Annotated in this window: 22 protein-coding genes; 15 read left to right on the forward strand and 7 right to left on the reverse strand. The window is 74.1% G+C overall.

Translation table 11 applies throughout. The annotated features are described in order from the left end of the window. Window positions 1–78: 78 nt before the first annotated feature. The 11 genes from hisI (at window position 79) to lgt (ending at window position 9,138) form a co-directional block, all read left to right on the forward strand. Window positions 79–480 (forward strand): phosphoribosyl-AMP cyclohydrolase, encoded by a 402-nt coding sequence (hisI, locus tag ACIF8T_RS04175; RefSeq protein WP_400030903.1) that lies wholly within the window; start codon window positions 79–81, stop codon window positions 478–480. A gap of 11 nt (window positions 481–491) precedes the next feature. After that, the gene (locus ACIF8T_RS04180; protein WP_400030905.1) at window positions 492–1,997 is read left to right on the forward strand and encodes an anthranilate synthase component I; all 1,506 of its coding nucleotides are present in this window, start codon (window positions 492–494) and stop codon (window positions 1,995–1,997) included. 262 nt (window positions 1,998–2,259) lie between these two features. Next, the gene (locus ACIF8T_RS04185) at window positions 2,260–2,901 is read left to right on the forward strand and encodes a TIGR02234 family membrane protein (protein ID WP_400030907.1); all 642 of its coding nucleotides are present in this window, start codon (window positions 2,260–2,262) and stop codon (window positions 2,899–2,901) included. Between the two features lie 115 nt (window positions 2,902–3,016). Beyond that, the gene (locus tag ACIF8T_RS04190) at window positions 3,017–3,268 is read left to right on the forward strand and encodes an HGxxPAAW family protein (RefSeq protein WP_400030909.1); all 252 of its coding nucleotides are present in this window, start codon (window positions 3,017–3,019) and stop codon (window positions 3,266–3,268) included. Between the two features lie 92 nt (window positions 3,269–3,360). Beyond that, window positions 3,361–3,795, forward strand: a complete 435-nt coding sequence (locus tag ACIF8T_RS04195) for a DUF2752 domain-containing protein (protein ID WP_400030911.1) — start codon at window positions 3,361–3,363, stop codon at window positions 3,793–3,795. Between the two features lie 173 nt (window positions 3,796–3,968). Next, window positions 3,969–4,778 carry an indole-3-glycerol phosphate synthase TrpC gene (trpC, locus tag ACIF8T_RS04200; protein WP_400030913.1) on the forward strand — a complete coding sequence of 270 codons (810 nt, stop codon included), beginning with the start codon at window positions 3,969–3,971 and terminating at the stop codon, window positions 4,776–4,778. 22 nt (window positions 4,779–4,800) lie between these two features. After that, a complete protein-coding gene (gene trpM, locus ACIF8T_RS04205; protein ID WP_400030915.1) occupies window positions 4,801–4,971 on the forward strand; it encodes a tryptophan biosynthesis modulator TrpM in 171 nt (56 codons plus the stop codon). Window positions 4,972–5,079: 108 nt separating this feature from the next. Beyond that, a complete protein-coding gene (gene trpB, locus ACIF8T_RS04210; protein ID WP_400030917.1) occupies window positions 5,080–6,366 on the forward strand; it encodes a tryptophan synthase subunit beta in 1,287 nt (428 codons plus the stop codon). Beyond that, window positions 6,363–7,181: a tryptophan synthase subunit alpha gene (trpA, locus tag ACIF8T_RS04215; protein WP_400030919.1), complete on the forward strand. Its 819-nt coding sequence runs from the start codon at window positions 6,363–6,365 to the stop codon at window positions 7,179–7,181. The genes trpB and trpA overlap by 4 nt, the downstream gene beginning before the upstream one ends. Before the next feature lie 100 nt (window positions 7,182–7,281). Further along, window positions 7,282–8,055, forward strand: coding sequence for a DsbA family protein (locus tag ACIF8T_RS04220; RefSeq protein ID WP_400030921.1), 774 nt, complete (start codon window positions 7,282–7,284; stop codon window positions 8,053–8,055). Window positions 8,056–8,130: 75 nt separating this feature from the next. Then, complete coding sequence (lgt, locus tag ACIF8T_RS04225; RefSeq protein ID WP_400030923.1) at window positions 8,131–9,138, forward strand: prolipoprotein diacylglyceryl transferase; 1,008 nt, start codon at window positions 8,131–8,133, stop codon at window positions 9,136–9,138. Between the two features lie 59 nt (window positions 9,139–9,197). Here the strand turns inward: lgt and ACIF8T_RS04230 are convergent, their stop codons facing one another. From ACIF8T_RS04230 to ACIF8T_RS04255, 6 genes are all read right to left on the reverse strand, one after another. Further along, window positions 9,198–10,025, reverse strand: a complete 828-nt coding sequence (locus ACIF8T_RS04230; RefSeq protein ID WP_400030925.1) for an HpcH/HpaI aldolase/citrate lyase family protein — start codon at window positions 10,023–10,025, stop codon at window positions 9,198–9,200. Beyond that, window positions 10,022–11,257, reverse strand: coding sequence for a CaiB/BaiF CoA transferase family protein (locus tag ACIF8T_RS04235; protein ID WP_400030927.1), 1,236 nt, complete (start codon window positions 11,255–11,257; stop codon window positions 10,022–10,024). Before ACIF8T_RS04235 ends, ACIF8T_RS04230 begins: the two co-directional genes overlap by 4 nt. Continuing rightward, window positions 11,254–12,615 carry an ADP-ribosylglycohydrolase family protein gene (locus ACIF8T_RS04240; RefSeq protein WP_400030929.1) on the reverse strand — a complete coding sequence of 454 codons (1,362 nt, stop codon included), beginning with the start codon at window positions 12,613–12,615 and terminating at the stop codon, window positions 11,254–11,256. The genes ACIF8T_RS04235 and ACIF8T_RS04240 overlap by 4 nt, the downstream gene beginning before the upstream one ends. Beyond that, complete coding sequence (locus ACIF8T_RS04245; RefSeq protein WP_400030931.1) at window positions 12,603–13,787, reverse strand: ADP-ribosylglycohydrolase family protein; 1,185 nt, start codon at window positions 13,785–13,787, stop codon at window positions 12,603–12,605. Before ACIF8T_RS04245 ends, ACIF8T_RS04240 begins: the two co-directional genes overlap by 13 nt. 8 nt (window positions 13,788–13,795) lie before the next feature. After that, window positions 13,796–15,082 carry an ADP-ribosylglycohydrolase family protein gene (locus ACIF8T_RS04250; RefSeq protein WP_400030933.1) on the reverse strand — a complete coding sequence of 429 codons (1,287 nt, stop codon included), beginning with the start codon at window positions 15,080–15,082 and terminating at the stop codon, window positions 13,796–13,798. A 94-nt stretch (window positions 15,083–15,176) separates the two neighbouring features. Beyond that, complete coding sequence (locus ACIF8T_RS04255; protein WP_400030935.1) at window positions 15,177–16,274, reverse strand: ADP-ribosylglycohydrolase family protein; 1,098 nt, start codon at window positions 16,272–16,274, stop codon at window positions 15,177–15,179. A gap of 267 nt (window positions 16,275–16,541) precedes the next feature. Between ACIF8T_RS04255 and ACIF8T_RS04260 the strand changes: the two genes are divergently transcribed. From ACIF8T_RS04260 to ACIF8T_RS04270, 3 genes are all read left to right on the forward strand, one after another. Further along, on the forward strand, window positions 16,542–17,273 hold the full coding sequence (locus tag ACIF8T_RS04260; protein ID WP_400030937.1) for a VIT1/CCC1 transporter family protein: 732 nt from the start codon (window positions 16,542–16,544) through the stop codon (window positions 17,271–17,273). Between the two features lie 416 nt (window positions 17,274–17,689). Beyond that, on the forward strand, window positions 17,690–22,285 hold the full coding sequence (gene gltB / locus ACIF8T_RS04265; RefSeq protein WP_400031492.1) for a glutamate synthase large subunit: 4,596 nt from the start codon (window positions 17,690–17,692) through the stop codon (window positions 22,283–22,285). Beyond that, window positions 22,278–23,741, forward strand: coding sequence for a glutamate synthase subunit beta (locus tag ACIF8T_RS04270; protein WP_400030939.1), 1,464 nt, complete (start codon window positions 22,278–22,280; stop codon window positions 23,739–23,741). The genes gltB and ACIF8T_RS04270 overlap by 8 nt, the downstream gene beginning before the upstream one ends. 156 nt (window positions 23,742–23,897) lie before the next feature. Here the strand turns inward: ACIF8T_RS04270 and ACIF8T_RS04275 are convergent, their stop codons facing one another. Next, window positions 23,898–24,803 (reverse strand): chitosanase, encoded by a 906-nt coding sequence (locus ACIF8T_RS04275; protein WP_400030941.1) that lies wholly within the window; start codon window positions 24,801–24,803, stop codon window positions 23,898–23,900. Between the two features lie 367 nt (window positions 24,804–25,170). Between ACIF8T_RS04275 and ACIF8T_RS04280 the strand changes: the two genes are divergently transcribed. Further along, the gene (locus tag ACIF8T_RS04280; protein WP_400030943.1) at window positions 25,171–25,896 is read left to right on the forward strand and encodes a vWA domain-containing protein; all 726 of its coding nucleotides are present in this window, start codon (window positions 25,171–25,173) and stop codon (window positions 25,894–25,896) included. The last annotated feature ends 64 nt before the right edge of the window (window positions 25,897–25,960 follow it).

The raw sequence follows: 25,960 nt of genomic DNA on the forward strand, positions 1-25,960 counted from the left end.
CCAGCCTACGACCGGCCGTCCGGTCCGGACAGTGGACGCGGCCGGGCCCCGCCGCCGAGGCGCGGCACAATGGTCGCCATGACCAGCACGTCCCCCCGGCCCAGCCGCCTCGCCCCGGAGCTCGCCGCCCGCCTCAAGCGCAGCCCGGACGGCCTCCTGCCCGCCATCGCCCAGCAGTACGACACCGGTGAGGTGCTCATGCTCGGCTGGATGGACGACGAGGCGCTGCACCGCACCCTGACCACCGGCCGCTGCACGTACTGGTCGCGCAGCCGCCGCGAGTACTGGGTCAAGGGCGACACCTCCGGCCACGTCCAGCTGGTGAGGTCCGTCGCCCTGGACTGCGACGCCGACACCGTGCTGGTCAAGGTCGACCAGCTCGGCGCCGCCTGCCACACCGGCGCCCGCACCTGCTTCGACGCCGACGTGCTGCTGCAGGACGACGGCGCGGGCTCCCGCGGGTCCGCCCCGGATCAGTAAGGTCACCGGCCATGGACCTCGAGACGTTCCGCAAGCTGGCCGGCGACCGCCGCGTCATCCCCGTCACCCGCAAGCTCCTCGCCGACGGCGACACCCCGGTCGGGCTGTACCGCAAGCTCGCCGGCGAACGCCCCGGCACCTTCCTGCTGGAGTCCGCCGAGAACGGACGCTCCTGGTCCCGTTACTCCTTCGTCGGCGTGCGGTCCGCGGCCACCCTGACCGAGCGCGACGGGCAGGCCCACTGGCTGGGCACCCCGCCCGTCGGCCTGCCCGCCGAGGGCGACCCGCTGGCCGCCCTGCGCGCCACCCTGGAGGCCCTGCACACCCCCCGCGACCTCGCCCACGACCTGGGCCTGCCGCCGTTCACCGGCGGCATGGTCGGCTACCTCGGCTACGACATCGTGCGCCGCCTGGAGAAGATCGGCCCCGGCGACCGCGACGACCTGCGGCTGCCCGAGCTGACCATGCTCCTCACCAGCGACCTGGCCGTCATGGACCACTGGGAGGGCTCCGTCCTGCTGATCGCCAACGCGATCAACCACAACGACCTCGACACCGGCGTCGACGAGGCCTACGCGGACGCCGTCGCCCGCCTCGACGCCATGGAGGCGGACCTCTCGCGCGCGGTTCCCCAGCCCCCCGCCGTCCTGCCGCCCTCCGAACTCCCCGAGTACACCGCGCTGTGGGGCGGCCCCGACTACCAGGCCGCCGTCGAGGACATCAAGGAGCGCATCCGGGCCGGGGAGGCCTTCCAGGTGGTCCCCTCCCAGCGCTTCCAGACGCCGTGCGCGGCGAGCGCGCTGGACGTCTACCGGGTGCTGCGGGCCACCAACCCCTCGCCGTACATGTACCTGTTCCGGTTCCCCTGCGGGGACGGAAGCGCGTTCGACGTGGTCGGCTCGTCCCCCGAGGCGCTGGTGAAGGTCGAGGACGGGCGGGCCATGGTGCACCCCATCGCCGGCACCCGGCACCGCGGCGCCACCCCGCGCGAGGACCAGGCCCTCGCCGAGGAGCTCCTCGCCGACCCCAAGGAGCGCGCCGAGCACCTCATGCTCGTCGACCTCGGCCGCAACGACCTCGGCCGGGTCTGCGAGCCGGGCTCGGTCGAGGTCGTGGACTTCATGTCCATCGAGCGGTACTCGCACGTCATGCACATCGTCTCCACGGTGACCGGGCGCGTCGCGCCCGGCCGCACCGCCTTCGACGTGCTGACGGCGTGCTTCCCGGCCGGCACCCTCTCCGGCGCCCCGAAGCCCCGCGCGATGCAGATCATCGACGAGCTCGAACCGTCCCGGCGCGGCCTGTACGGCGGCTGCGTCGGCTACCTCGACTTCGCCGGCGACTCCGACACCGCCATCGCCATCCGCACCGCCCTGCTGCGCGACGGCACCGCGTACGTCCAGGCCGGCGCGGGCGTCGTCGCCGACTCCGACCCGGTCGCCGAGGACACCGAGTGCCGCAACAAGGCGGCGGCCGTGCTGCGCGCCGTGCACACGGCGAACCGGCTGGGGCGCTAGGGGCTGTCGTTCGGATCACGCCGCGGACGCGGGGCCCGGCACGCGCGTCCGCGGCGTTGTCGTCGGTTGCCGATGCTCCGCATCGCCGCCCTCCTCCGCCTTGCGGCCGCACGCACCGGGCCCCGCTCACCGGCGCCGACGACACACAGTCGATTCCCCGCGACCTGATCCGAACGACAGCCCCTAGCGGACCGCCCCGCGGGCCGGTGGGGCGTTTCTCACGTCAGCCCCGGGTGAGGGTTCGCCCGGGGTTCAGGCGATAGTGGGGGATGTGACTGCCGTACCTCACCCCCGTTCCGAAGCCTCCGGATCCGCCCGGGCCGGCCGCCTCAGCCTCGCCGCCGCGCTGCTGTGCGGCGCGGCGGGCGCGGCCGTGGCGCTGCTCGCCACCCGGCAGAAGTGGTCGGAGGGCACCGCGACGGTGGCCGGCGGCGCCTTCCCCCTGACCGCCCGGGGCAGTGACGTCACGGGTGTCCCCGCGGCCCTGGCCGTCGTGGGCCTCGCCGCGCTCGTCGCCGTGTTCGCCGTCCGCCGCGCCGGGCGCCTCGTGGTCGCCGCGCTGCTCGCGCTCTGCGGCGCGGGCACCGTCGTCGCGGCCCTGCTCGGCGCCTCCGACGGCTCCGCGCTCGACGAGAAGGCCGCCGAGGCCTCCGGCGACACCTCCGCCACCGTCGCCGCCCTCACCCACACGGCCTGGCCGTACGTCGCGGCCGCCGGCGGCGTCCTCATCCTGCTGGCCGGACTGCTCGCCCTGCGCTTCGGCCGGCTGTGGCCCGCGATGTCCGGCCGCTACGAGCGCGGCGGAGCGCCCCGGACGCGCCGCCGCGCCCCGGCCGTCGACCCCGACCGGCCCGAGGAGCTGTGGAAGGCCCTGGACCGGGGCGAGGACCCGACCGGGGCGTGAACCCGGCCGCGGCGGACGCGCGGGACACCACCCCCGCTCACCGCCCGCCCGCGGGTGCGGGACAATGACCACGAGCGTCCTGCTCAGACACGCACACAGCAACGAGGAGCAAGCAATGGCGGGCAGCAGCCACGGTCACACCCCGGCCGCCTGGACCGGTGTCATCATCGCCTTCATCGGTTTCTGCGTCGCGGGCGCGTTCATGGTCATGGCCCAGCCGGTGGGCTTCTGGGCCGGCATGGGCATCGTGATCCTCGGCGGTGTCGTCGGCGCCGTCATGCGCGCGATGGGCATGGGCCAGCCGAAGGACCTGCACCCCGTGCACCAGCGGACCGGCGACCGGGAGCCGGCGGGCGCCCAGGGCTGAACCGCGCGGCACCGGGCGGGCGGACGCACCGCGCCGAGGGGCGGGCCGGCACCGGGGTGCCGCGGCCGCCCCTCACGCGTGCGCGGGGCACAATGCCTGTCGTGAACACCGACAGCCCGAGGGAGACACGGAGCCTGCCGGGCCGCCTGGCCCTCCCCGCCGGAGTGCTCGCGGCCGTCGCCGGCGCCTTCGCGTACGTGGGGGCGGTGGACCCCAACGAGCCCGGCCACTACCCGGTCTGCCCGCTGCTGCGCCTGACCGGCCTGTACTGCCCCGGGTGCGGCGGGCTGCGCAGCGCCCACGCCGTCGCCCACGGGGACCTCCTGACGGCGCTGCGGGACAACGCGGCGGCCGTCGTCGGCTGTCTGGGCTTCGCCGTGCTGTGGACCGTCTGGGTGGTCCACGTCGTGCGGGGCCGGCCGCTGCGCGTCGAACCCTCGTCGGCGCACCTGTGGACCGTGGGGGCGTTGCTGCTGGTCTTCACCGTGGTGCGCAACCTGCCGTTCGGCGGCTGGCTGCGTCCCTGATCACCGGCCGGGCGTCCGCACCGTGGGACCGGCGTCAACCGGAGGCGAAGCCTTCGCCCGGGTCCGGATACCATCACAGTGACCACCGGTTTCGCCTCACGATCCGCCCCCGGGCGGCCCGCGGCGGAGTCGACCGCTTCGAACAGCCGACCGTCTGGAAGGGGGCCACTCGCGTGAGTGTGCTCGACGAGATCATCGACGGAGTCCGTGCCGACCTCGCGGAGCGGCAGGCGCGCGTCAGCCTCGACGAGCTCAAGGAGCGCGCCGCGAAGGCTCCCGCCGCCAAGGACGGCGTCGCCGCGCTGAAGGGCGACGGCGTCAAGGTCATCTGCGAGGTCAAGCGCTCCAGCCCGTCCAAGGGCGCGCTCGCCGCGATCGCCGACCCGGCCGCGCTCGCCGCGGACTACGAGGCGGGCGGCGCGTCCGTCATCTCCGTCCTGACCGAGCAGCGCCGCTTCGGCGGCTCGCTGGCCGACCTGGAGGCGGTCCGCGCGCGCGTGGACATCCCCGTGCTGCGCAAGGACTTCATCGTCACGTCGTACCAGCTGTGGGAGGCCCGGGCGTACGGCGCCGACCTCGCGCTGCTGATCGTGGCGGCCCTCGACCAGCCGGCCCTGGAGTCGCTGATCGAGCGCGCGGTGTCCATCGGGCTCACCCCGCTGGTCGAGGTGCACGACGAGGACGAGGTGGAGCGCGCCGTGGACGCGGGCGCCCGGGTCATCGGCGTCAACGCGCGCAACCTGAAGACGCTGGAGGTCGACCGCTCCACCTTCGAGCGGGTCGCCCCCGAGATCCCCGACCACCTCGTCAAGATCGCCGAGTCGGGCATCCGCGGCCCCCACGACCTCATCGCGTACGCCAACGCCGGCGCCGACGCGGTCCTGGTCGGCGAGTCCCTCGTCACCGGCCGCGACCCCAAGACCGCCGTCGCCGACCTGGTGGCCGCCGGTGCGCATCCCGCACTCCGCCACGGGCGGGACTGATTCCCCGGTAGGCTTGGCGCCGATGACACTCCCGACGACCGTGCCGACCACGGACCGCTACGCCCGCCTCGCGCGCGGCTGCCGGCCCCGTGGCTGCCGCGCGCCCGCCCGCCGGGTGCACGGCCGCCGGGTGCGGTACGTCATCGGCGACGAGCCCGGCCAGGTGAACGGCATGCGATGGCAGCGCCCCTGAAGGGGCGCGGGGAACTGCGCGAGCGACCACCCACGGCCTGAGGCCGACGAGCCACCCCGCCCCCCACGGCGACCAGTGTCGACAACACACTCACCGTGAGGTTTCCGCATGCCCAGCGAGTTCTTCGTTCCCGACCCCGAGGGTCGGGTCCCCGGCGCCGACGGCTACTTCGGCGCGTTCGGCGGCAAGTTCATCCCGGAGGCGCTCGTCGCCGCCGTGGACGAGGTCGCCGTCGAGTACGACAAGGCCAAGCACGACCCCGAGTTCGCCCGCGAACTCGACGACCTGCTGGTCCACTACACCGGCCGCCCGAGCGCCCTCACCGAGGTGCCCCGGTTCGCCGAGCACGCCGGCGGCGCCCGCGTCTTCCTCAAGCGGGAGGACCTCAACCACACCGGCTCCCACAAGATCAACAACGTGCTCGGCCAGGCCCTGCTCACCAGGCGCATGGGCAAGACCCGGGTGATCGCCGAGACCGGCGCCGGGCAGCACGGCGTCGCCACCGCCACCGCGTGCGCCCTGTTCGGCCTCGACTGCACCATCTACATGGGCGAGATCGACACGCAGCGCCAGGCCCTGAACGTGGCCCGGATGCGCATGCTCGGCGCCGAGGTCATCGCCGTGAAGTCCGGCAGCCGCACCCTGAAGGACGCCATCAACGAGGCGTTCCGCGACTGGGTCGCCAACGTCGACCACACCCACTACCTCTTCGGGACCGTCGCCGGGCCCCACCCCTTCCCGGCCATGGTCCGCGACTTCCACCGCGTGATCGGCGTCGAGGCCCGCCGCCAGCTCCTGGAGCGCGCCGGACGCCTGCCGGACGCCGCCGTCGCCTGCGTCGGCGGCGGTTCCAACGCCATCGGCCTGTTCCACGCGTTCATCCCGGACGCCTCCGTCCGCCTCATCGGCTGCGAGCCCGCCGGGCACGGCGTCGAGACCGGCGAGCACGCGGCGACCCTGACCGCGGGCGAGCCCGGCATCCTGCACGGCTCGCGCTCGTACGTCCTCCAGGACGACGAGGGCCAAATCACCGAGCCGTACTCCATCTCGGCCGGTCTGGACTACCCCGGCATCGGACCGGAGCACGCGTACCTGAAGGACTCCGGCCGCGGCGAGTACCGCGCGGTCACCGACGACGCGGCCATGCAGGCCCTGCGCCTGCTGTCGCGCACCGAGGGCATCATCCCGGCCATCGAGAGCGCCCACGCGCTGGCCGGCGCCCTGGAGGTCGGCAGGGAGCTGGGCGAGGACGGCCTGATCGTCGTCAACCTCTCCGGCCGCGGCGACAAGGACATGGACACCGCCGCGCGCTACTTCGGCCTGTACGACACCGACGCCGAGGTCGCCGCCGACGAGGCCGGCGGCACCGCCGAGATCCAGGGGGACGCCAAGTGAGCGGGAACATCCAGCTGTTGTCGGACACCCTCGCCGCGGCGCGGTCCGAGGGGCGCGCGGCGCTCATCGCCTACCTCCCGGCCGGGTTCCCGACCGTGGACGGCGGCATCGAGGCGATCAAGGCCGTCTTCGACGGCGGCGCCGACGTCGTGGAGGTGGGCCTGCCGCACAGCGACCCGGTCCTCGACGGCCCGGTCATCCAGACCGCCGACGACATCGCCCTGCGCGGCGGCGTGAGGATCGCCGACGTCATGCGGACGGTCCGCGAGGCCCACGAGGCCACCGGCAAGCCCGTCCTCGTCATGACGTACTGGAACCCCGTCGACCGCTACGGCGTGGAGCGCTTCACCGCCGAGCTCGCCGAGGCGGGCGGCGCCGGGTGCATCCTGCCCGACCTGCCCGTCCAGGAGTCGGCGCTGTGGCGGGAGCACGCCGAGAAGCACGGTCTCGCGACCGTCTTCGTCGTCGCCCCCAGCAGCAAGGACGCACGGCTCGCCGAGATCACCGCGGCGGGCAGCGGCTTCGTCTACGCCGCCTCCCTGATGGGCGTCACCGGCACCCGCGCGTCGGTCAGCTCGCAGGCCCGGGACCTGGTGGAACGCACCCGGGCCACCGGCACCGACCTGCCGGTCTGCGTCGGACTCGGCGTCTCCACCCCCGCCCAGGCCGCCGAGGTCGCCGGCTTCGCCGACGGTGTGATCGTCGGCTCGGCGTTCGTCAAGCGGATGCTGGACGCCCCGGACGAGGAGGCCGGCGTCGAGGCCGTCCGCGCGCTCGCCGCCGACCTCGCCCGCGGAGTGCGCGGCCGGGCGTGACACCCCGGGTGTGACGGCCCGGAGACCGCACGGGTCCCTCGTACGGGTGGACCTGGGACCGGGGAGGCGCGCTGCGCCTCCCCGGTTCGTTCTGCGGGGTGTGAGCGAGAAGAACCGTGAGGGAAAGCGCACCGCCCGGGAGCGGCTGGCGGAAGAGCGTGAGAAGCAGAAGTCCGCGGAGAGGCGTCGGCGGACGCTCATCGTGGGCGCCACCGTCGTCGGCGTCCTGGGGCTCGCGGCGGTGATCGGCGTCGTCGCCGCCAACGCCGGCAAGGACGACGGCGCCGACGCGGGCCCGGTCGTGGCGCCCTCGGGCGCGCAGGGCAAGGACGCCCTGGCGATCCCGGTCGGCAAGGACTCCGCCGCGTCCACGCTCACGGTGTGGGAGGACTTCCGCTGCCCGGCCTGCAAGGCCTTCGAGCAGGCGTACCGCCCCACGATCCACGAGCTGACGGACGCCGGGCAGCTGAAGGTGGAGTACCACCTGGTCACCCTCATCGACGGCAACATGGGCGGCACCGGCTCCGGCGCCTCGGCCAACGCCGCGGCCTGCGCCCAGGACGCCGGGAAGTTCACCGCGTACCACGACGTGCTGTTCGACAACCAGCCCCGGGAGATCGACGACGCCTACGCGGAGAACGACAAACTGATCGAGCTGGCCGGCAAGGTCGACGGCCTGGACACGCCCGCCTTCCGCACCTGCGTCGAGGACGGCACGCACGACGGCTGGGTCGCCAAGTCGCACCAGGCCTTCCGCGACGGCGACTTCTCCGGCACCCCGACCGTGCTGCTGGACGGCAAGAACATCTACCAGGACCGCACGATGACCCCCGCCAAGCTGAAGCAGCTCGTGCAGCAGGCCGCGAAGGGCTGAGGCGCCGCCTGTTATGGAGCCGTTGCCGGGCTGCCCGCCGTGGGTCCGGCCCGGCACGGTAGCGTCGACCTTGCCATGGAACTTGCCTACATTCCCAGCCCTTCGCGCGGGGTGCTGTACCTCGGCCCCATTCCGCTGCGCGGCTACGCGTTCTGCATCATCGCCGGCGTCTTCGTCGCCGTCTGGCTCGGCAACAGGCGCTGGATCGCCCGGGGTGGGCGGGCCGGCACGGTCGCCGACATCGCCGTCTGGGCCGTGCCGTTCGGCCTGGTCGGCGGCCGGCTCTACCACGTGATCACGGACTACGAGCTGTACTTCAGCGAGGGCCGTGACTGGGTGGACGCCTTCAAGATCTGGGAGGGCGGCCTCGGCATCTGGGGCGCGATCGCGCTCGGCGCGCTGGGCGCGTGGATCGGCTGCCGGCGCCGGGGCATCCCGATGCCCGCGTACGCCGACGCCGTCGCGCCGGGCATCGCCCTCGCGCAGGCCATCGGCCGCTGGGGCAACTGGTTCAACCAGGAACTGTACGGGCGGTCCACCGACCTGCCGTGGGCGCTGGAGATCACGTCCTCGGCGGACGGGCGGGTTCCGGGCACGTACCACCCGACGTTCCTGTACGAGTCGCTGTGGTGCGTCGGCGTCGCGCTGCTGGTCGTCTGGGCCGACCGCCGCTTCAAGCTGGGCCACGGCCGGGCGTTCGCGCTGTACGTCGCCGCGTACTGCGCGGGCCGCTTCTGGATCGAGTACATGCGCGTCGACGACGCCCACCACATCCTCGGCCTGCGGCTGAACAACTGGACCGCGATGGTCGTGTTCGTGCTCGCGGTGGTCTACATCGTGCTGTCGGCGAAGAAGCGGCCCGGCCGGGAAGAGGTCGTGGAGCCGGGCGCCGGGTCCTCCGGCGGGGACGCCGGGACGGCGGACGCCGAGGGCGTGGACGCCGACGGCGCGGCCGCGGACGGCGGGACGTCCGACGCGGAGCCCGCCGGGCGGAAGCGGGGCGGCGACGCGTCCGAGGAGAAGTCCGACGCCGGGGAGAAGGCGGACGCGCAGGACGGGGCCGGGTCGCTGAAGAAGAGCTGACGCCGGCACGATGCCACGAGGGGCGCCCGGAGCTTTCCGGGCGCCCCTCGGCGTGCGGGTCAGCCCCGGCGGGCCAGGGACAGGGTGCGGCGGGCCGCCGCCACCACCGCCGCGTCGATGAAGGTGCCGTCCGGGAGCGCCTGGGCGCCCTGCTCGGCCAGGGCGGCCTTGACGATCGTCTCCGCCCGGTCGATCTCCCGCAGGGTGGGCAGGTACGCCCGCTCGATCACCGGGAGCTGACGGGGGTGGATGGCCGCGCGGCCCAGGAAGCCCAGGGCGCGGCCGTGCGCGCAGGACGCGGCCAGGGACCGCAGGTCGCGGGTGTCGGGGTGGACGGACTGCGTCGGCGGGGGCAGGCCCGCCGCACGGGCCGCGACGACCACCCGGGAGCGGGACCAGTCGAGGCCCGCGTCGTCGCGGACGCCCAGGTCGGCGCCGAGGTCGGCCTCGCCGAGCGCGATGCCGCGCAGGGAGGCGTGGGCCGTGGCGACGGCGAAGGCGTGCTCGACGCCGAGGGCCGTCTCCAGGAGCGCGTACAGCGGCAGCGGGCCCGCGTGCGCGGACACCGCGCGGCGCGCGACCCGTACGACGTCGGCGGGGGAGGACACCTTGGGGAGGCGGAGTCCGGACAGGCCCGGGGCCGGGATCACGGCTGCGAGGTCGGCCTCGGCCCAGGGGCCGCCGAGGGCGTTGACGCGGACGTGCACCGGGACGGGGGGCCGGTCGTGGAGCAGTTCGGCGGTGGCGGCGCGGGCGTACGGTTTGCGGTCGGGGGCGACCGCGTCCTCCAGGTCGATCACCACCACGTCGGCGCCGGAGCGCAGGGCCTTGGCGACCACGTGCGGGCGGTCGCCCGGGGCGTACAGCCAGGTGAGGGGGAACGTCACAGCGCGCCCTCCGCGCGCAGGGCGGCCACCTCGTCGGGGGTGAGGCCCGCCTCGGCCAGGACCTCGTCGGTGTCCGCGCCGTGCGGGCGGCCGGCCCAGCGGATCCGGCCGGGGGTGGCGGAGAGACGGAACAGGACGTTCTGCATGCGGACGGTGCCCAGCTCCGGGTCGTCCACGGCGGTGATCGTGTCCAGGGCCTGGTACTGCGGGTCCGCCATCACGTCCCGGACGTCCTGGACGGGGGCCACCGCCGCCTCCGCCTTCTCGAACGCCGCGAGAACGTCCGCGCGGGAGCGGGCGCCGATCCAGGCGCCGACCGCCTCGTCCAGGACGTCGGCGTGGCGGGCCCGGTCGGCGCCCGTGGCGAACCACGGCTCGTCGATCAGCTCCGGGCGGCCCACCAGGTGCATGACGCGTTCGGCGACCGACTGGGCCGAGGTGGAGACGGCGACCCAGGTGCCGTCGGCGGTGCGGTAGGTGTTGCGCGGCGCGTTGTTCTGGGAGCGGTTGCCGGTGCGGGGCTGGACGTGGCCGAGCTGGTCGTACCAGATCGGCTGGGGGCCCAGGGCGGTCAGCATCGGCTCGATCAGGGCGAGGTCGACGACCTGGCCCTCGCCGGTGCGCTCGCGCGCGGCCAACGCGGTCATGACGGCGTAGGCCGTGGTCAGGCCCGCGATGGAGTCCGCCAGGCCGAACGGCGGCAGGGTCGGGGGCGCCCCGGGCTCACCGGTGATCGCGGCGAAGCCGCTCATCGCCTCGGCCAGGGTGCCGAAGCCGGGGCGGTGGGCGTAGGGGCCGAACTGGCCGAAGCCGGTGACGCGGGCGAGGACCAGGCGCGGGTTGGCGGCCGACAGCTCCGGCCAGCCCAGCTCCCACTTCTCCAGGGTGCCGGGGCGGAAGTTCTCGATGATCACGTCGGTGCCGGCGGCGAGGCGCAGCAGGGTGGCGCGGCCGCCGGGCGTCGACAGGTCCAGGGTGATGGTGCGCTTGTTGCGGCCGAGCAGCTTCCACCACAGCCCCACGCCGTTCTTCGCCGGGCCGTGGCCGCGGGAGGGGTCGGGCTTGGCGGGGTGCTCGACCTTGACGACCTCCGCGCCGAAGTCGCCGAGGAGGGTGGCGGCGAGCGGGCCGGCGAAGAGGGTGGCGAGGTCGAGGACGCGGAGGCCGGTGAGCGGGGCGGCGGGCCGGGGGGCGGCGGGTGCCTGCGCTGCGGCGGGGGCGGGCCGGGTCATGGGCGGGAGGCCTCCAGGTGCGTGAGGTGGGCCAGGGTGTCGAAGCCGGTGCCGTGGAAGTCGCCGACGGAGGTGGCCAGCCGGTTCTTGAGCGGGGCCGTCCAGCGGTCGGGCAGGGCGGCGGGGGAACCGGCGAGGAGGGCGGCGACGCCGCCGGCGGTCGCGCCGTTGGAGTCGGTGTCCCAGCCGCCCGAGACGGCGCGGCAGACGGAGCCGCCGAAGTCGCCGTCGGCGTGGGTGAGGGCGGCGGCGATCAGGGCGGTGTTGGGGACGGCGTGCACCCAGTGGTGCGTCGCGCCGTAGGCGGCGTGCAGGTGGTCGACGACGGTGTCGAACTCCTCGTGGGCGTGCGCCAGCCGGATCGCGTGCCGCACGGCCCGGGCCAGCCGGGAGCGCGGCGGGACGACCGACAGGCCGGTGCGCAGGCAGCCGTGCACGTCGTGGGCGCCGGTCGCGGCGGCGGCGGTGACGGCCGCCGCGAACATCGCCGCGTAGACGCCGTTGGCGGTGTGGGTGAGAGTGGCGTCGCGGTGGGCCTGCTCGGCGGCGGCGGCCGGGTCGCCGGGGTTGGTCCAGCCGTGCAGGTCGGCGCGGATCAGGGCGCCGATCCACTCGCGGAACGGGTTGCGGTGGCGGGCGGTGCGCGGGGGCTCCAGGCCGGTGAGCAGGTTGCGGTAGGCGACGCGCTCGGCGGTGAAGGTCCGCCCGGCCGGGAGCTCGTCGAGCCAGACGCGGGCCACGTCCGCAGTGGTGAAGGCCCTGCCGTGGCGCTGCAGGAGGACGAGGTTGAGCAAGGGGTAGTTGAGGTCGTCGTCCTCGGGCATGCCGTCGATGGTCTCGGCCAGGGAGGTGGGGGCCGAGCGGCGGTTCCAGGGGTACGCGGCGAGGAGGTCCGGGGGGACTCCCCGGGCCGTGAAGTACGTGGTCAGCGGCCAGTTGCCGGTGGCCGCGGCGAGTCGGCGGATGCCGTCGAGGGGGAGTTTCTCCACGGGCTTGCCCAGCAGGCAGCCGACGGCCCGGCCCAGCCAGGCGGCCTCCAGGGCCGCCGGGGACACCGGCCTCCGGCCGGCCGGGGCGGGCCAGTCGGGGCACAGGGCCCTGATCCCGGCCAGGCCGGTCGGCTCGTCGTCCGCCGACCTGGCGGGCAGGTCCGCCAGTTCGTCCAGCAGGTCCTCCGCCAGTTGCCGCAGGTAGCGGGAGGGCGGCCGCGGGGACGCGCCCGCCCGTTCGGGGGCCGGCGCGCCGCCGGCCGCCCTCCAGCGCGCGGCGATCACGGACGCCTCGCGGCCGTCCAGCGCCGCCTGCCGCAGCTCGTGGCCGATCAGGTCTTCCGGCTGGACCCAGGTCAGTCGGAGCATCCGGTGCCTCCGAGTGCCGCGAAGGCGTCCTCGTGGGCGCGGCGCCGGCGGACGTCCCGCGCGAAGATCTCGCGGGCGGTCGCGGTGAGGGTGCGCGCCGGTTCCCACAGGTCCAGGCGGCTGGCCTCGGCCACCGTCTTCGCCCAGTCCTCCGGGACGGGCGAGCCGAGCGCCCCGGCCAGCGCGCCCGCCATCGTGGCGATGGAGTCGCAGTCGCGGCCGTAGTTGACGGCGCCGAGGACCGCGTGCCGGTAGTCGCCGCGGGCGACGACCAGCATGCCGAGCGCGACGGGGAGCTCCTCGACGGCGTGCAGGCGCGAGGGGCGGCGGGCGCCCAGGGAGGGGGAGCGGTAGTCGGGGCCCACCGTGTCGTACGGGGCGACCGCCGCCCGCAGGGGGCGCAGCGCCGACTCGAAGTCCCGGTGCCGGGACGCCTCCTCGCAGACCCGCTCGACGGCGGTCCGGGTGCCGTCCTTGGCCAGCGCCAGGCAGGCCGCGACCACCGAGTCCGGGGTGGCGCCGGGCGCGCAGGCCGCCGCCACCGCCGCCGCGAACACGCCCGCCGCCTCACGGCCGTACGACGACTGGTGGGCGCCCGCGACGTCCAGCGCCTCGGCGTACGCGGCGCGCGGGTGGGCCGCGTTGACCAGCCCGACCGGGGCCATGTACATCGCGGCACCGCAGTTGACGATGTTGCCGACGCCCGCCTCGCGCGGGTCCACGTGGCCGTAGTGCAGCCGCGCCACCAGCCACTTCTCCGCCAGGAAGATCCGGTGCAGGGGCAGGGCCTCGCTCTCCAGCTCCGGGATCCAGCGCGGGGTCGTCATCAGGTCCGGGACCAGGTGCTCGGCGACCGCGTAGGCGTCGAGGTGGTCGCGGACCGCGGCGTACACGCGGACCAGCGCGTGCGTCATGAGGGTGTCGTCGGTGACGTGGCCGTCGCCCTTGTGGTAGGGGGCGAGGGGGCGGGCGGTGCGCCAGGCCTCGCCGTTCCAGGGGCCGACGACGCCGTGGACGCGGCCGCCGTGGCGTTCGGTGATCTGCTCCGGGGAGTAGCCCTCGACCGGACCGCCGAGGGCGTCGCCGACGGCGGCTCCCACCAGGGCGCCGGTGATCCGTTCGTCCAGACGGGCTCCCGGGCTCTGGGTGCTTTCTTCCTCTGTGGGGGTCATGCCCCGAATCATCCTCCTGGTGGGGCCGGTTGCGCGGCTTCCAGCAGTCCGGCGAGTTCCACCAGGTCCGTGCCGGTGAGCCGGGGCAGGACGCAGCCGGGGAGCGTGCGGCAGGCCTCCCGCCAGGACGCCGGGATCGCCGCGCCGCCGCCCAGCGCGCCGGTCAGGGCGCCCGCCAGGGCCGGGGCGGAGTCGGCCACCCGGGACAGGCAGGCCGCCGCGGGGACCGCCTCCGCGATACGGCCGCGGGCGGCGGTCGCCAGGGCCAGGGCGACCGGGACGGTCTCGGCGGCGGCGATGCCGTAGCTGTAGACGTGGTCGACGATCTGGTGCTCCAGGGACGGGACCAGGGCGAAGGCGCTGTCGGCGCCGCGGGCCAGCGCCAGGGCGTGGCGGGCGTTGCGGCCGATCTCCGTCTCCTCGGGCAGTTCGCCGAGCGCGGCGGTGACGCAGGCGTCGACGTCCGCGCCCGCCAGGGCGAGCGCGAGGGCCGCCGCCATGGCCCGCGCCCCGTGCACCCCGTCGCCGTCCTGGGTGTAGCGGGCGTCGAACTCGGCCAGGGCGGCGGCGCGCCGCGGGTCGCCGGGGTGGGCCGCGGCCAGGACGCAGGCGCGCACGCAGGCCGCGTCGTCGAAGTAGTGCGGGTTGTCGTGTCCGGTGGCGGGCGGGCGCAGGCCGGTGGCGAGGTTGCCCAGTCCGGCCCGTACGGAGATGCGGGCGCGCAGGGGGAGGACGGCCGACTCGGTCTCGGGGGCCCGTTCGGTGGCCGCGGCCACCTCGGCGGCCAGGGCGCTCCAGGTGAGGTCGATGGCGGCGCGGGTGCGGCGTTCGCGGCTCAGGTCGCCGAGGGCGGTGTCGTCGCCGGCGTGCAGGACGGCCTCCGCGGCGAAGACCGCCCACTCGGCGTCGTCGGAGGGGCCGAGGCGCAGGGGTTCGGGGGGCTGGTTGAGGGCGATCGGCACGGGAAGGGTCGTCGTGGCGTTCCGCTCGGCGAAGAGGTCCAGCTCGCGGGTGAGGCGGCGGGTCCACTCGGGCATGCGGGCCGCCCTGTGCCGGGCGGCGGGCCAGCCGGCGGCGTCGCCCGCGGCGAGGCCGAGCAGGAGGCCCTCGACACGGCGTGCCCGCGGGGGCCGGGCGGACGTGGCCCCGGCTGCGCCTTCGGCCGCCGTGTGCCCGCCCGAGCGGCCTCGGCCGCCGGGTGCGGAGGGCCCCGGCGGCGGGTCCCCGCCGTCGGCGGCCGCCGGGCCGGTGACGGTGCCCGCCCCGCCCTCGCCCCAAGGGGCCGGCGGCCTCATGGAGCACCCTCCGCCTGATGGGCCGTCGGCGCGTGGGCGATCGTGACGTGGGCTGTGCCCACCGCGTTCTCCTGGTCCCCCGGGGCGGGTGGTCTCATGGGGCGGTCTCCGTCTCGTGGGACGTCAGCGCGTACGCGGCCGGGTCCGCAGGTGCGGCGCCGTTCCCCCGCACGGGTTCGGTGTGCAGTACGGCGCCGTCGTGGCCGGTCAGCAGGTCCGCGATCGCCAGGACGTGGTGGCCCGCCATGGCCGGCAGGCAGCTGCCCCGGGCCGGGCCGATCGCCGCCGCCCACGGGGGCGGGATCGCCGAGACGCCCTGGGTCGCGCCGGCCAGGGCGCCCGCGACCGCCGCGGTGGTGTCGGCGTCGCGGCCCATGTTCACGGCCGTCAGCACGGCCTGCCTGAAGTCGCCGTCGGCGGCCGCGTACGCGCCGAAGGCGAGGGCGACGGCCTCGGGGGCCAGGTCGGTCCACGGGTAGCCGCCGATGACGACCGCGGAGCGGACCGCCCGCTCGCCCCGGTGGGCGGCGGCCGCCGCCCGGCGCAGCGAGCGGGCGGTCCAGGAGTCGTCCGGGACGACCGCGAGGGCCGCGGCCACGACCGCGGTCACCGGCGCGCCGGCCATCGCCGCCGCCACCCCCGCCGCGACCGCCTGGCCGCCGTAGATGCCCTCGCCGTCGTGGCTCACCGAGCCGTCGATCGCCACCAGGCGGGCCGCCTCCGCGGGGCGGCCCGCCGCGAACACGCCGTGCGGCGCCGCGCGCATGGCCAGACCGTCGCTCCAGGCGTGGCGGTGCTGGGCGGAGATCGGGGCGGCCAGGCCCCGGCGCAGGTTCTCCAGGGTGCCGCGTTCGCTGAAGCCGGCGCCGCGGAACGGGCCCTCCTCGCGGTCGGCGATCCACTCGTGCCAGGCCGCCTCGACGTGGGCCGGGGTGAGCGCGCGGCCGTGCCGGGCCAGCAGGAGGCCGGAGAAGATCGCGTACTCGGTGTCGTCGGTGCCCGCGGGGCGGTCGACGACGAACCCCGTGATGCGGCCCCACTTCGCCCGGATCTCGGAGGGCTTCATGTTCTCGGCCGGTGCCCCGAGGGCGTCGCCGACGGCCAGGCCGAGCAGCGCGCCGCGCGCCCGCTCACGCAGTTCGGCGGCGTCCCCGGGCACGGGGACCGAGGGGGTGCAGGCGATCGACGCCATACCGGCCTCCTCTCCGGACACGGGAGTCCTTTGCGGAACTGTCCCCGGTGGGGCGGCCGGCGCAGCCTCACCGGCCCCAGCGTCACCCGGTCGACATATGTGCAAGGTCGTCATCGAATGAGCGGCAAAGGGTAAAACCGCAGGTTAGCCCAGCCTTTCCTTGCTGGCGGGCGGGAATGGCGAGGCGTACTTTGGGCGTTGTCGAAGAGTAGAACGAATCCAAAGAAGCGCTCGGCGCGTACGTCCGCACCACCGCAGGGGGACCGCATGGCCATCATCGAGACCGAAGCGACACTGCACGAGGCGCACCGCGACAACCACACCCACCGGGACGTCAACGGCGGCTGGCTGCGCCCCGCCGTCTTCGGCGCGATGGACGGACTGGTCTCCAACCTCGCCCTGATGACCGGTGTCGCGGGCGGCTCGGTCAGCCATCAGACCGTCGTGCTGTCCGGGCTCGCGGGCCTGGCCGCCGGCGCCTTCTCGATGGCCGCCGGCGAGTACACCTCCGTCGCCTCCCAGCGCGAGCTCGTCGAGGCGGAGCTGGACGTCGAGCGGCGCGAGCTGAGGAAGCACCCCCAGGACGAGGAGGCCGAACTCGCCGCGCTCTACCAGGCCCGGGGCGTCGAACCGGAGCTGGCGCGCGAGGTCGCCCGGCAGCTGTCCCGGGACCCCGAGCAGGCGCTGGAGATCCACGCCCGGGAGGAGCTCGGCATCGACCCCTCCGACCTGCCCTCCCCGGCCGTCGCCGCGGTGTCGAGCTTCGGCTCCTTCGCGGTGGGCGCCCTGCTGCCCGTCCTGCCGTACCTGCTCGGCGCGAGCAGCCTGTGGCCGGCCGTGCTCCTGGCGCTGCTCGGACTGTTCCTGTGCGGTGCGGTGGTGGCCAAGGTGACGGCGCGCACCTGGTGGTTCAGCGGACTGCGGCAGCTCGCCCTGGGCGGCGCGGCGGCCGGTGTGACGTACGTCCTGGGCAGCTTGTTCGGAACGGCCGTAGGATAGCGCGACTGGAACTTATGCGTTGGGCCGCATAAGTAGCCGTTACTCACTGGTTTCGCCCGCTTAACGATCGGGCATGAGCCGTAAGCGCTGTGGGCAATGAGGCCCGCAGCGCGCACCCGCGGGGTGGGCGACGACGCCCTTCCCGCCCCCTCGGGCCGCCGGACACCGATCCGACCGATCAGTCCGCGCCGGTCCCCACAGCTTCCGCCGCCGGGTGCGGCACCCCGCCGCGACCCCTGCGGCGTCCGCATGATGGAACGGATTATCCCGGTTCCCGAGAACCGCTCCATCATGTAACCTGCACGAAATTTTGCACCTACGCAGAGGGCCAACGTCGTCCCTCGGCATCTGTTCCCCCGGAGCCCCAGTGCCCGGGAGGCAGCATCACCAGCCACATGACGACGACGGGAGAGCCGATGCGTACGCCGCGCCAGCCGTCCCAGCACTCCGCGAATGGCCAGAACTGGTCCTTCATGGATGCTCGCCCTGCTGCGCAGGGTATGTACGACCCCCGCAACGAGCACGACGCCTGCGGCGTCGGCTTCGTCGCCACCCTCACCGGCGAGGCGTCCCACACGCTGGTCGAGCAGGCCCTCACCGTGCTGCGCAACCTGGAGCACCGCGGCGCCACCGGCTCCGAGCCGGACTCCGGCGACGGCGCGGGCATCCTCGCGCAGGTGCCGGACGCCTTCCTCCGCGAGGTGGCCGGATTCGACCTGCCCGAGGCCGGTTCCTACGCCGTCGGCATCGCCTTCCTGCCGGAGGACTCCACCGCCGACGCCGTCGCGCGGATCGAGACGATCGCGAGCGACGAGGGCCTGACCGTCCTCGGCTGGCGCGAGGTGCCCGTCGCCCCCGAGCTGCTGGGCGCCACCGCCCGCTCGACGATGCCCGCCTTCCGGCAGATCTTCGTCACGGACGGCGCCTCCACGGGCCTGGACCTCGACCGCCGGGCCTTCGTGCTGCGCAAGCGCGCCGAGCGCGAGGCCGGCGTCTACTTCCCCTCGCTGTCCTCCCGCACGATCGTCTACAAGGGCATGCTGACCACCGGCCAGCTGGAGCCCTTCTTCCCGGACCTGTCCGACCGCCGCTTCGCCTCCGCGATCGCGCTCGTGCACTCCCGGTTCTCGACCAACACCTTCCCGTCGTGGCCGCTGGCACACCCCTACCGGTTCGTCGCGCACAACGGCGAGATCAACACGGTCAAGGGCAACCGCAACTGGATGGCGGCCCGCGAGTCCCAGATCGTCTCCGACCTCTTCGGCGACCAGGAGAAGATCGACCGGATCTTCCCGATCTGCACGCCCGACGCCTCCGACTCCGCCTCCTTCGACGAGGTCCTGGAGCTGCTGCACCTGGGCGGCCGGTCGCTGCCGCACTCCGTGCTGATGATGATCCCGGAGGCGTGGGAGAACCACGACTCCATGGACCCGGCCCGGCGCGCCTTCTACCAGTTCCACTCCACGATGATGGAGCCCTGGGACGGCCCCGCCTGCGTCACCTTCACCGACGGCACCCAGGTCGGCGCCGTGCTCGACCGCAACGGTCTGCGCCCCGGCCGCTACTGGGTCACCGACGACGGCCTGGTCGTCCTCGGCTCCGAGGTCGGCGTCCTGGACATCGACCCCGCCAAGGTCGTCCGCAAGGGCCGCCTGCAGCCCGGCCGCATGTTCCTCGTCGACACCGCCGAGCACCGCATCATCGAGGACGACGAGATCAAGGCCCAGCTCGCCGCGGAGAACCCCTACGCGGAGTGGCTGGAGGCCGGCGAGATCGAGCTGTCCGACCTGCCCGAGCGCGAGCACATCGTGCACACGCACGCCTCGGTCACCCGCCGCCAGCAGACCTTCGGGTACACCGAGGAGGAGCTGCGCGTCATCCTCGCGCCGATGGCCAAGGCCGGTGCCGAGCCGATCGGCTCGATGGGCACCGACTCGCCGATCGCCGCGCTGAGCGAGCGCCCGCGCCTGCTCTTCGACTACTTCACCCAGCTGTTCGCGCAGGTCACCAACCCGCCGCTGGACGCCATCCGCGAGGAGCTCGTTACCTCGCTGCGCAGCTCGCTCGGCCCGCAGGGCAACCTGCTGGAGCCGTCCGCCGCGTCCTGCCGCAGCGTCGTCCTGCCCTTCCCGGTGATCGACAACGACGAGCTGGCCAAGCTCATCCACATCAACGCCGACGGCGACATGCCCGGCTTCAAGGCCGCGACCCTGTCCGGCCTGTACCGGGTGCACGGCGGCGGCGACGCGCTGGCCGCCCGCATCGAGGAGATCTGCGCCGAGGCCGACGCGGCCATCGAGAACGGCGCCCGCCTGATCGTCCTGTCCGACCGCCACTCGGACGCCGAGCACGCCCCGATCCCGTCGCTGCTGCTCACCGCGGCCGTCCACCACCACCTCATCCGCACCAAGCAGCGCACCCAGGTGGGCCTGCTGGTCGAGGCCGGCGACGTCCGCGAGGTCCACCACGTCGCCCTGCTCATCGGCTACGGCGCCGCCGCGGTCAACCCGTACCTGGCCATGGAGTCCGTCGAGGACCTGGTCCGCGCGGGCACCTTCCTGCCCGGCGTCGAGCCCGAGCAGGCCATCCGCAACCTGATCTACGCGCTCGGCAAGGGCGTGCTGAAGGTCATGTCCAAGATGGGCATCTCGACCGTCGCCTCCTACCGCGGCGCCCAGGTCTTCGAGGCCGTCGGCCTCGACGAGGGCTTCGTGGAGAAGTACTTCAACGGCACCGCCACCAAGATCGGCGGCGTCGGCATCGACGTCATCGCCAAGGAGGTCGCCGCCCGCCACGCCAAGGCCTACCCGGCCTCCGGCATCGCTCCCGCGCACCGCGCGCTGGAGATCGGCGGCGAGTACCAGTGGCGCCGCGAGGGCGAGCCGCACCTGTTCGACCCGGAGACGGTCTTCCGCCTCCAGCACTCCACGCGCACCGGCCGCTACGACATCTTCAAGCAGTACACCGAGCGCGTGAACGAGCAGTCCGAGCGCCTGATGACGCTGCGCGGCCTGTTCGGCTTCAAGTCCGACCGGGGCCCCATCCCGATCGAGGAGGTCGAGCCGGTCTCCGAGATCGTCAAGCGGTTCTCGACGGGCGCCATGTCGTACGGCTCCATCTCCAAGGAGGCGCACGAGACCCTCGCCATCGCCATGAACCAGCTGGGCGGCAAGTCCAACACCGGTGAGGGCGGCGAGGACCCGGAGCGCCTGTACGACCCGGCGCGCCGGTCCAGCATCAAGCAGGTCGCCTCCGGCCGCTTCGGCGTGACCTCCGAGTACCTGGTCAACTCCGACGACATCCAGATCAAGATGGCCCAGGGCGCCAAGCCCGGCGAGGGCGGCCAGCTGCCCGGCCACAAGGTCTACCCGTGGGTCGCCAAGACGCGTCACTCGACGCCCGGCGTCGGCCTCATCTCGCCGCCGCCGCACCACGACATCTACTCCATCGAGGACCTGGCCCAGCTGATCCACGACCTGAAGAACGCCAACCCCCAGGCGCGCATTCACGTCAAGCTGGTCTCCGAGGTCGGCGTCGGCACGGTCGCCGCGGGCGTCTCCAAGGCGCACGCGGACGTGGTGCTCATCTCCGGCCACGACGGCGGCACCGGCGCCTCGCCGCTCACCTCGCTGAAGCACGCCGGCGGTCCCTGGGAGCTCGGCCTGGCCGAGACCCAGCAGACGCTGCTGCTCAACGGCCTGCGCGACCGGATCGTGGTGCAGACCGACGGCCAGCTCAAGACCGGCCGCGACGTCGTCATCGCCGCGCTGCTCGGCGCCGAGGAGTTCGGTTTCGCGACCGCGCCGCTCGTCGTCTCCGGCTGCGTCATGATGCGCGTCTGCCACCTGGACACCTGCCCGGTCGGCATCGCCACGCAGAACCCGGTGCTGCGCGAGCGGTTCTCCGGCAAGGCCGAGTTCGTCGTGAACTTCTTCCAGTTCATCGCCGAGGAGGTCCGCGAGCTGCTGGCCGAGCTGGGCTTCCGCTCCATCGAGGAGGCCGTCGGCCACGCCGAGGTCCTCGACGTCACCCGCGCGGTGAACCACTGGAAGGCGCAGGGCCTGAACCTGGCCCCGCTGTTCCACGTGCCCGAGCTGCCCGAGGGCGCGGTCCGCCACCAGGTCGTCGCCCAGGACCACGGCCTGGAGAAGGCGCTCGACAACGAGCTGATCCGGCTCGCCGCCGACGCGCTGGCCGCGAACTCCGCCACCGACGCCCAGCCGGTGCGCGCCCAGGTCGCGATCCGCAACATCAACCGCACGGTCGGCACCATGCTCGGCCACGAGGTGACGAAGAAGTTCGGCGGCGCGGGCCTGCCCGACGACACCATCGACATCACCTTCACCGGCTCCGCCGGCCAGTCCTTCGGCGCCTTCGTCCCGCGCGGTGTCACGCTGCGCCTGGAGGGCGACGCCAACGACTACGTCGGCAAGGGCCTCTCGGGCGGCCGCATCGTGGTCCGCCCGGACCGCGCGGCCGACCACCTCGCCGAGTACAGCGTCATCGCCGGCAACACCATCGGCTACGGCGCCACCGGCGGCGAGATGTTCCTGCGGGGCCGGGTCGGCGAGCGGTTCTGCGTCCGCAACTCCGGCGCGCTGGTCGTCTCCGAGGGCGTGGGCGACCACGGCTGCGAGTACATGACCGGCGGTCACGCGGTCGTGCTCGGCGAGACGGGCCGCAACTTCGCGGCCGGCATGTCCGGCGGCGTCGCGTACGTCATCGACCTGGACCGCGACAACGTCAACGCCGGCAACCTGGGCGCCGTCGAGGCGCTCGACGACGCCGACCGGCAGTGGCTGCACGACGTCGTCCGCCGGCACCACGAGGAGACGGGCTCGACCGTCGCCGAGAAGCTGCTCGCCGAGTGGGACACCGCCGTGGAGCGCTTCAGCAAGATCATCCCCAGTACGTACAAGGCAGTGCTCGCCGCCAAGGACGCCGCCGAGCGAGCCGGTCTGTCCGAGACCGAGATCACCGAGAAGATGATGGAGGCGGCGATCAATGGCTGACCCGAAGGGCTTTCTGAACCACGGCCGCGAGGTCGCCAAGTCCCGCCCGGTCGAGGAGCGCGTCAGGGACTGGAACGAGGTCTACGTCCCCGGCTCCCTGCTGCCGATCATCAGCAAGCAGGCCAGCCGGTGCATGGACTGCGGCATCCCGTTCTGCCACAACGGCTGTCCGCTGGGGAACCTCATCCCCGAGTGGAACGACTACGCCTACCGCGAGGACTGGTCGGCCGCGCAGGAGCGCCTGCACGCCACCAACAACTTCCCGGAGTTCACGGGCCGGCTGTGCCCCGCTCCCTGCGAGTCGGCGTGCGTGCTCGGCATCAACCAGCCGCCGGTCACCATCAAGAACGTCGAGGTCTCGATCATCGACAAGGCGTGGGAGACCGGGGACGTCGCCCCGCAGATCCCCGAGCGCCTGTCGGGCAAGACCGTCGCCGTCATCGGCTCCGGCCCCGCGGGCCTGGCCGCCGCCCAGCAGCTGACCCGGGCCGGCCACACCGTCGCCGTCTACGAGCGCGCGGACCGCGTCGGAGGCCTCCTGCGGTACGGCATCCCCGAGTTCAAGATGGAGAAGCGGCACATCAACCGCCGCATCGAGCAGATGCGCGCGGAGGGCACCCGCTTCCGCACCGGCATCGAGATCGGCCGCGACCTGAAGGCGACGGACCTGCGCAAGCGGTACGACGCCGTGGTGCTGGCCGTCGGCGCCACCACCGCGCGCGACCTGCCGGTGCCGGGCCGCGAGCTCAAGGGCGTCTACCAGGCGATGGAGTACCTGCCGCTGGCCAACAAGGTCCAGGAGGGCGACTACGTCTCCCCGCCGGTCTCGGCCGAGGGCAAGCACGTCGTCGTCATCGGCGGCGGCGACACCGGCGCCGACTGCGTGGGCACCGCCCACCGCCAGGGCGCGGCCTCCGTCACGCAGCTGGAGATCATGCCCCGCCCGAACGAGGAGCGGAACCCGGTCTCCCAGCCGTGGCCGACCTTCCCGATGCTCTACAAGGTCACCTCGGCGCACGAGGAGGGCGGCGAGCGGGTCTACTCCGTCTCCACCACCCACTTCGAGGGCGACGAGGACGGCAACGTCCAGTGGCTGCACCTGACCGAGGTGGAGTTCGTCGACGGCAAGCTGACCCAGAAGCCGGGCACCGAGCGCAAGATCCCGGCCCAGCTGGTCACCCTCGCCATGGGCTTCACCGGCACCGACCGGGAGAACGGCCTGGTCGAGCAGCTCGGCCTGGAGCTCGACGCGCGCGGCAACATCGCCCGCGACGCCGACTTCCAGACCAACGTGCCGGGCGTGTTCGTCGCCGGTGACGCCGGCCGCGGCCAGTCGCTCATCGTCTGGGCCATCGCGGAGGGCCGCTCGGCCGCCCGCGGCGTGGACCGCTTCCTCACGGGCGCCAGCGACCTGCCGGCCCCGATCCGCCCGACGGACCGCGCCCTGGCGGTCTGACGGGCCCGGGTGACCCGAGGGTCACCCCCGGACGTCCCGCACAACGGCGTGCGGGCGGGTCATCTGGGGGGCATGCCCCCCAGACCCTCCCGAGACGGCGCCCGCCCCTGTCCCCGACCGGACGAAGGGCGGGCGCCGTCGCGCGTGCCGGGCCGGTCACGGCACCCTGAACGTGTCCCCGTACGTCTGCCACACCAGCGGCGTCCGGAGCTCCAGGTTGCCCTCGTCCAGGAAGCGGCGCTGGGCGGTGTCGATGCGGCTGGTGTCCGCGCCCGGGTGGCGGTCGGTCATGACCGCGCGGCGGACGTCGAGGAAGGCGGCCAGGTACGCCTTCTCGCTGCCGCCCGCGGCCGGGGTCTTCGCCGTGCGCAGCACCCGCTCGCGCAGGCCGTAGAAGCCGTGCGGGTGGGTGTCCGGGCCGTGGAAGACCAGGGCGTCGTAGTACACGAACTGGCCGAGCGTGCCCAGGCCGTCCAGCTTGGCGAGGCGGACCGCCGGGTCGAAGTAGACGCGGTCGCGCTCCTCCTCCTGGGCCGCGCGGAAGGCCGGCAGCTCCGCCTCCGCCTGCCAGGCGGCGGTGAACCCGGGGTCCAGGCCCTCGTGGGAGTCCGTGCCGTCGACCTTCCGCAGGGCGGGCAGATAGCGGGCCAGGCCGTTGCCGGGGTGCTCCTCGGTGTACCGCTCGACCAGGGCGAGCAGGTCGTGCGTGCCGGTGCAGAAGCCGACGACGCCCGCCGTGTAGCCCCGGCCGTCGCCGAGGTCCTCGATGGAGCCGTACAGGCTGCGCCAGTCCAGGGTGGACTGCTGGGCGCTCGCCAGGATCCGCTGCGCCAGCTCCTTCTTCGCGGGGTCGGCCAGGCCCGCCGGCAGGCCGGCGATCACCTTGTCGTCCGCCGCCCGTTCGTGCTCGGCCCGGTCCTTGGCCTCCTCCCGGGCCTCCTGGGCCGAGGAGACCCGCGGCCGGGCCGGGGCCTCGCCGGAGTCCGGAGACACCAGGAAGTAGGCCGCCGCCGTGGCGACGACCGGAACGGCGGCGAGAAACAGCACACCGGAACGTTTCACTGGGGACCACCTACGCCTGTCGGTTTGTTCACCTTGACCGCCGTCACGGCCACCGTCACCAGCGGCAGCCCGACGTACGCCCCCGTCCGCGCCGGCGCACGGCGGTCGCGGGGCGCGTAAGCGTACGCCAGGGGCACCGCGCCGCCCGCCGGCAGACCGCCGGGGTGGCCCTGCCGGGAGGCGAGTCCCGCGGAGACCGGCGGCCACGGCAGCACCGCCACGAGGCGGTTCGCCGGACCCGTGTCCGCACCGGCCCGGCGGGGGCGGCGGCGAACAAAATATCGAACACCTGTGGACGGGCTGAGAGCAGGGGCCGCGGGTGCCGTACTCTCGGCCTGCACGTCCGGTGATCCAGGGGGGAACACGCATGGCCGCGATCAGTCTGCGCACGGTGGAGGAGACCGCGCCCGCGCTGGTCGCCCCGTACCGGAGCGCCGGGGTGTCCCTGCGCAAGCACGGGCTGGACGGGCTGCGGGCCGCGGTCTACCTGGTCGTCGACCACTCGGGGTCCATGAAGCCGTACTACCGGGACGGCACCGTGCAGGCGCTCGCCGACCGGGTGCTCGGACTGTCGGCGCACCTCGACGACGACGGCACCGTGCCGGTGGTGTTCTTCTCCACGGACGTCGACGCGGTCACCGAGATCCCGCTCGCCGGCCACCGGGGCAGCGTCGAACGGATCGTGGCCGGACTCGGGCACATGGGCAAGACCAGCTACCACCTGGCCATGGACGCGGTCATCGACCACTACCTCGACAGCGGCACGGCCGAACCCGCCCTGGTGGTCTTCCAGACCGACGGCGGGCCGATCAACAAGCTCGCCGCGGAGCGGTACCTGTGCAAGGCGGCCAGGCTGCCGCTGTTCTGGCAGTTCATCGGCTTCGGGGACCCGGACAGCAGGCAGTTCGACTTCCTGCGCCGGCTCGACGAACTGGCCGTGCCGGGGAAGCGGGCCGTCGACAACGCCGGCTTCTTCCACGCCGGCGCCGACCCGCGGCGGCTCTCCGACGCGGAGCTGTACGACCGCCTGGTCGGCGAGTTCCCGAAGTGGCTGGTGGCCGCCCGGGCGCAGGGGATCGTACGGTCCGCCTGACCGCCGCGGGGGCGCGGCCGGCTCGTCCCGACGGCCCAGCCGCACTCCTCGCCGCGTTGGCGCG

The sequence above is a fragment of the Streptomyces sp. NPDC085946 genome (genome assembly GCF_044540485.1).
In the GTDB taxonomy this organism is placed as follows: Bacteria; Actinomycetota; Actinomycetes; order Streptomycetales; family Streptomycetaceae; genus Streptomyces.

Coding starts and splice junctions, on each gene's coding strand:
- hisI (WP_400030903.1), top strand. CDS start 79: ATGACCAGCACGTCCCCCCGGCCCAGCCGCCTCGCCCCGGAGCTCGCC.
- ACIF8T_RS04180 (WP_400030905.1), top strand. CDS start 492: ATGGACCTCGAGACGTTCCGCAAGCTGGCCGGCGACCGCCGCGTCATC.
- ACIF8T_RS04190 (WP_400030909.1), top strand. CDS start 3,017: ATGGCGGGCAGCAGCCACGGTCACACCCCGGCCGCCTGGACCGGTGTC.
- ACIF8T_RS04195 (WP_400030911.1), top strand. CDS start 3,361: ATGCCTGTCGTGAACACCGACAGCCCGAGGGAGACACGGAGCCTGCCG.
- trpM (WP_400030915.1), top strand. CDS start 4,801: ATGACACTCCCGACGACCGTGCCGACCACGGACCGCTACGCCCGCCTC.
- trpB (WP_400030917.1), top strand. CDS start 5,080: ATGCCCAGCGAGTTCTTCGTTCCCGACCCCGAGGGTCGGGTCCCCGGC.
- lgt (WP_400030923.1), top strand. CDS start 8,131: ATGGAACTTGCCTACATTCCCAGCCCTTCGCGCGGGGTGCTGTACCTC.
- ACIF8T_RS04235 (WP_400030927.1), bottom strand. CDS start 11,257: ATGACCCGGCCCGCCCCCGCCGCAGCGCAGGCACCCGCCGCCCCCCGG.
- ACIF8T_RS04240 (WP_400030929.1), bottom strand. CDS start 12,615: ATGCTCCGACTGACCTGGGTCCAGCCGGAAGACCTGATCGGCCACGAG.
- ACIF8T_RS04245 (WP_400030931.1), bottom strand. CDS start 13,787: ATGACCCCCACAGAGGAAGAAAGCACCCAGAGCCCGGGAGCCCGTCTG.
- ACIF8T_RS04250 (WP_400030933.1), bottom strand. CDS start 15,082: ATGAGGCCGCCGGCCCCTTGGGGCGAGGGCGGGGCGGGCACCGTCACC.
- ACIF8T_RS04255 (WP_400030935.1), bottom strand. CDS start 16,274: ATGGCGTCGATCGCCTGCACCCCCTCGGTCCCCGTGCCCGGGGACGCC.
- ACIF8T_RS04260 (WP_400030937.1), top strand. CDS start 16,542: ATGGCCATCATCGAGACCGAAGCGACACTGCACGAGGCGCACCGCGAC.
- gltB (WP_400031492.1), top strand. CDS start 17,690: ATGCGTACGCCGCGCCAGCCGTCCCAGCACTCCGCGAATGGCCAGAAC.
- ACIF8T_RS04270 (WP_400030939.1), top strand. CDS start 22,278: ATGGCTGACCCGAAGGGCTTTCTGAACCACGGCCGCGAGGTCGCCAAG.
- ACIF8T_RS04280 (WP_400030943.1), top strand. CDS start 25,171: ATGGCCGCGATCAGTCTGCGCACGGTGGAGGAGACCGCGCCCGCGCTG.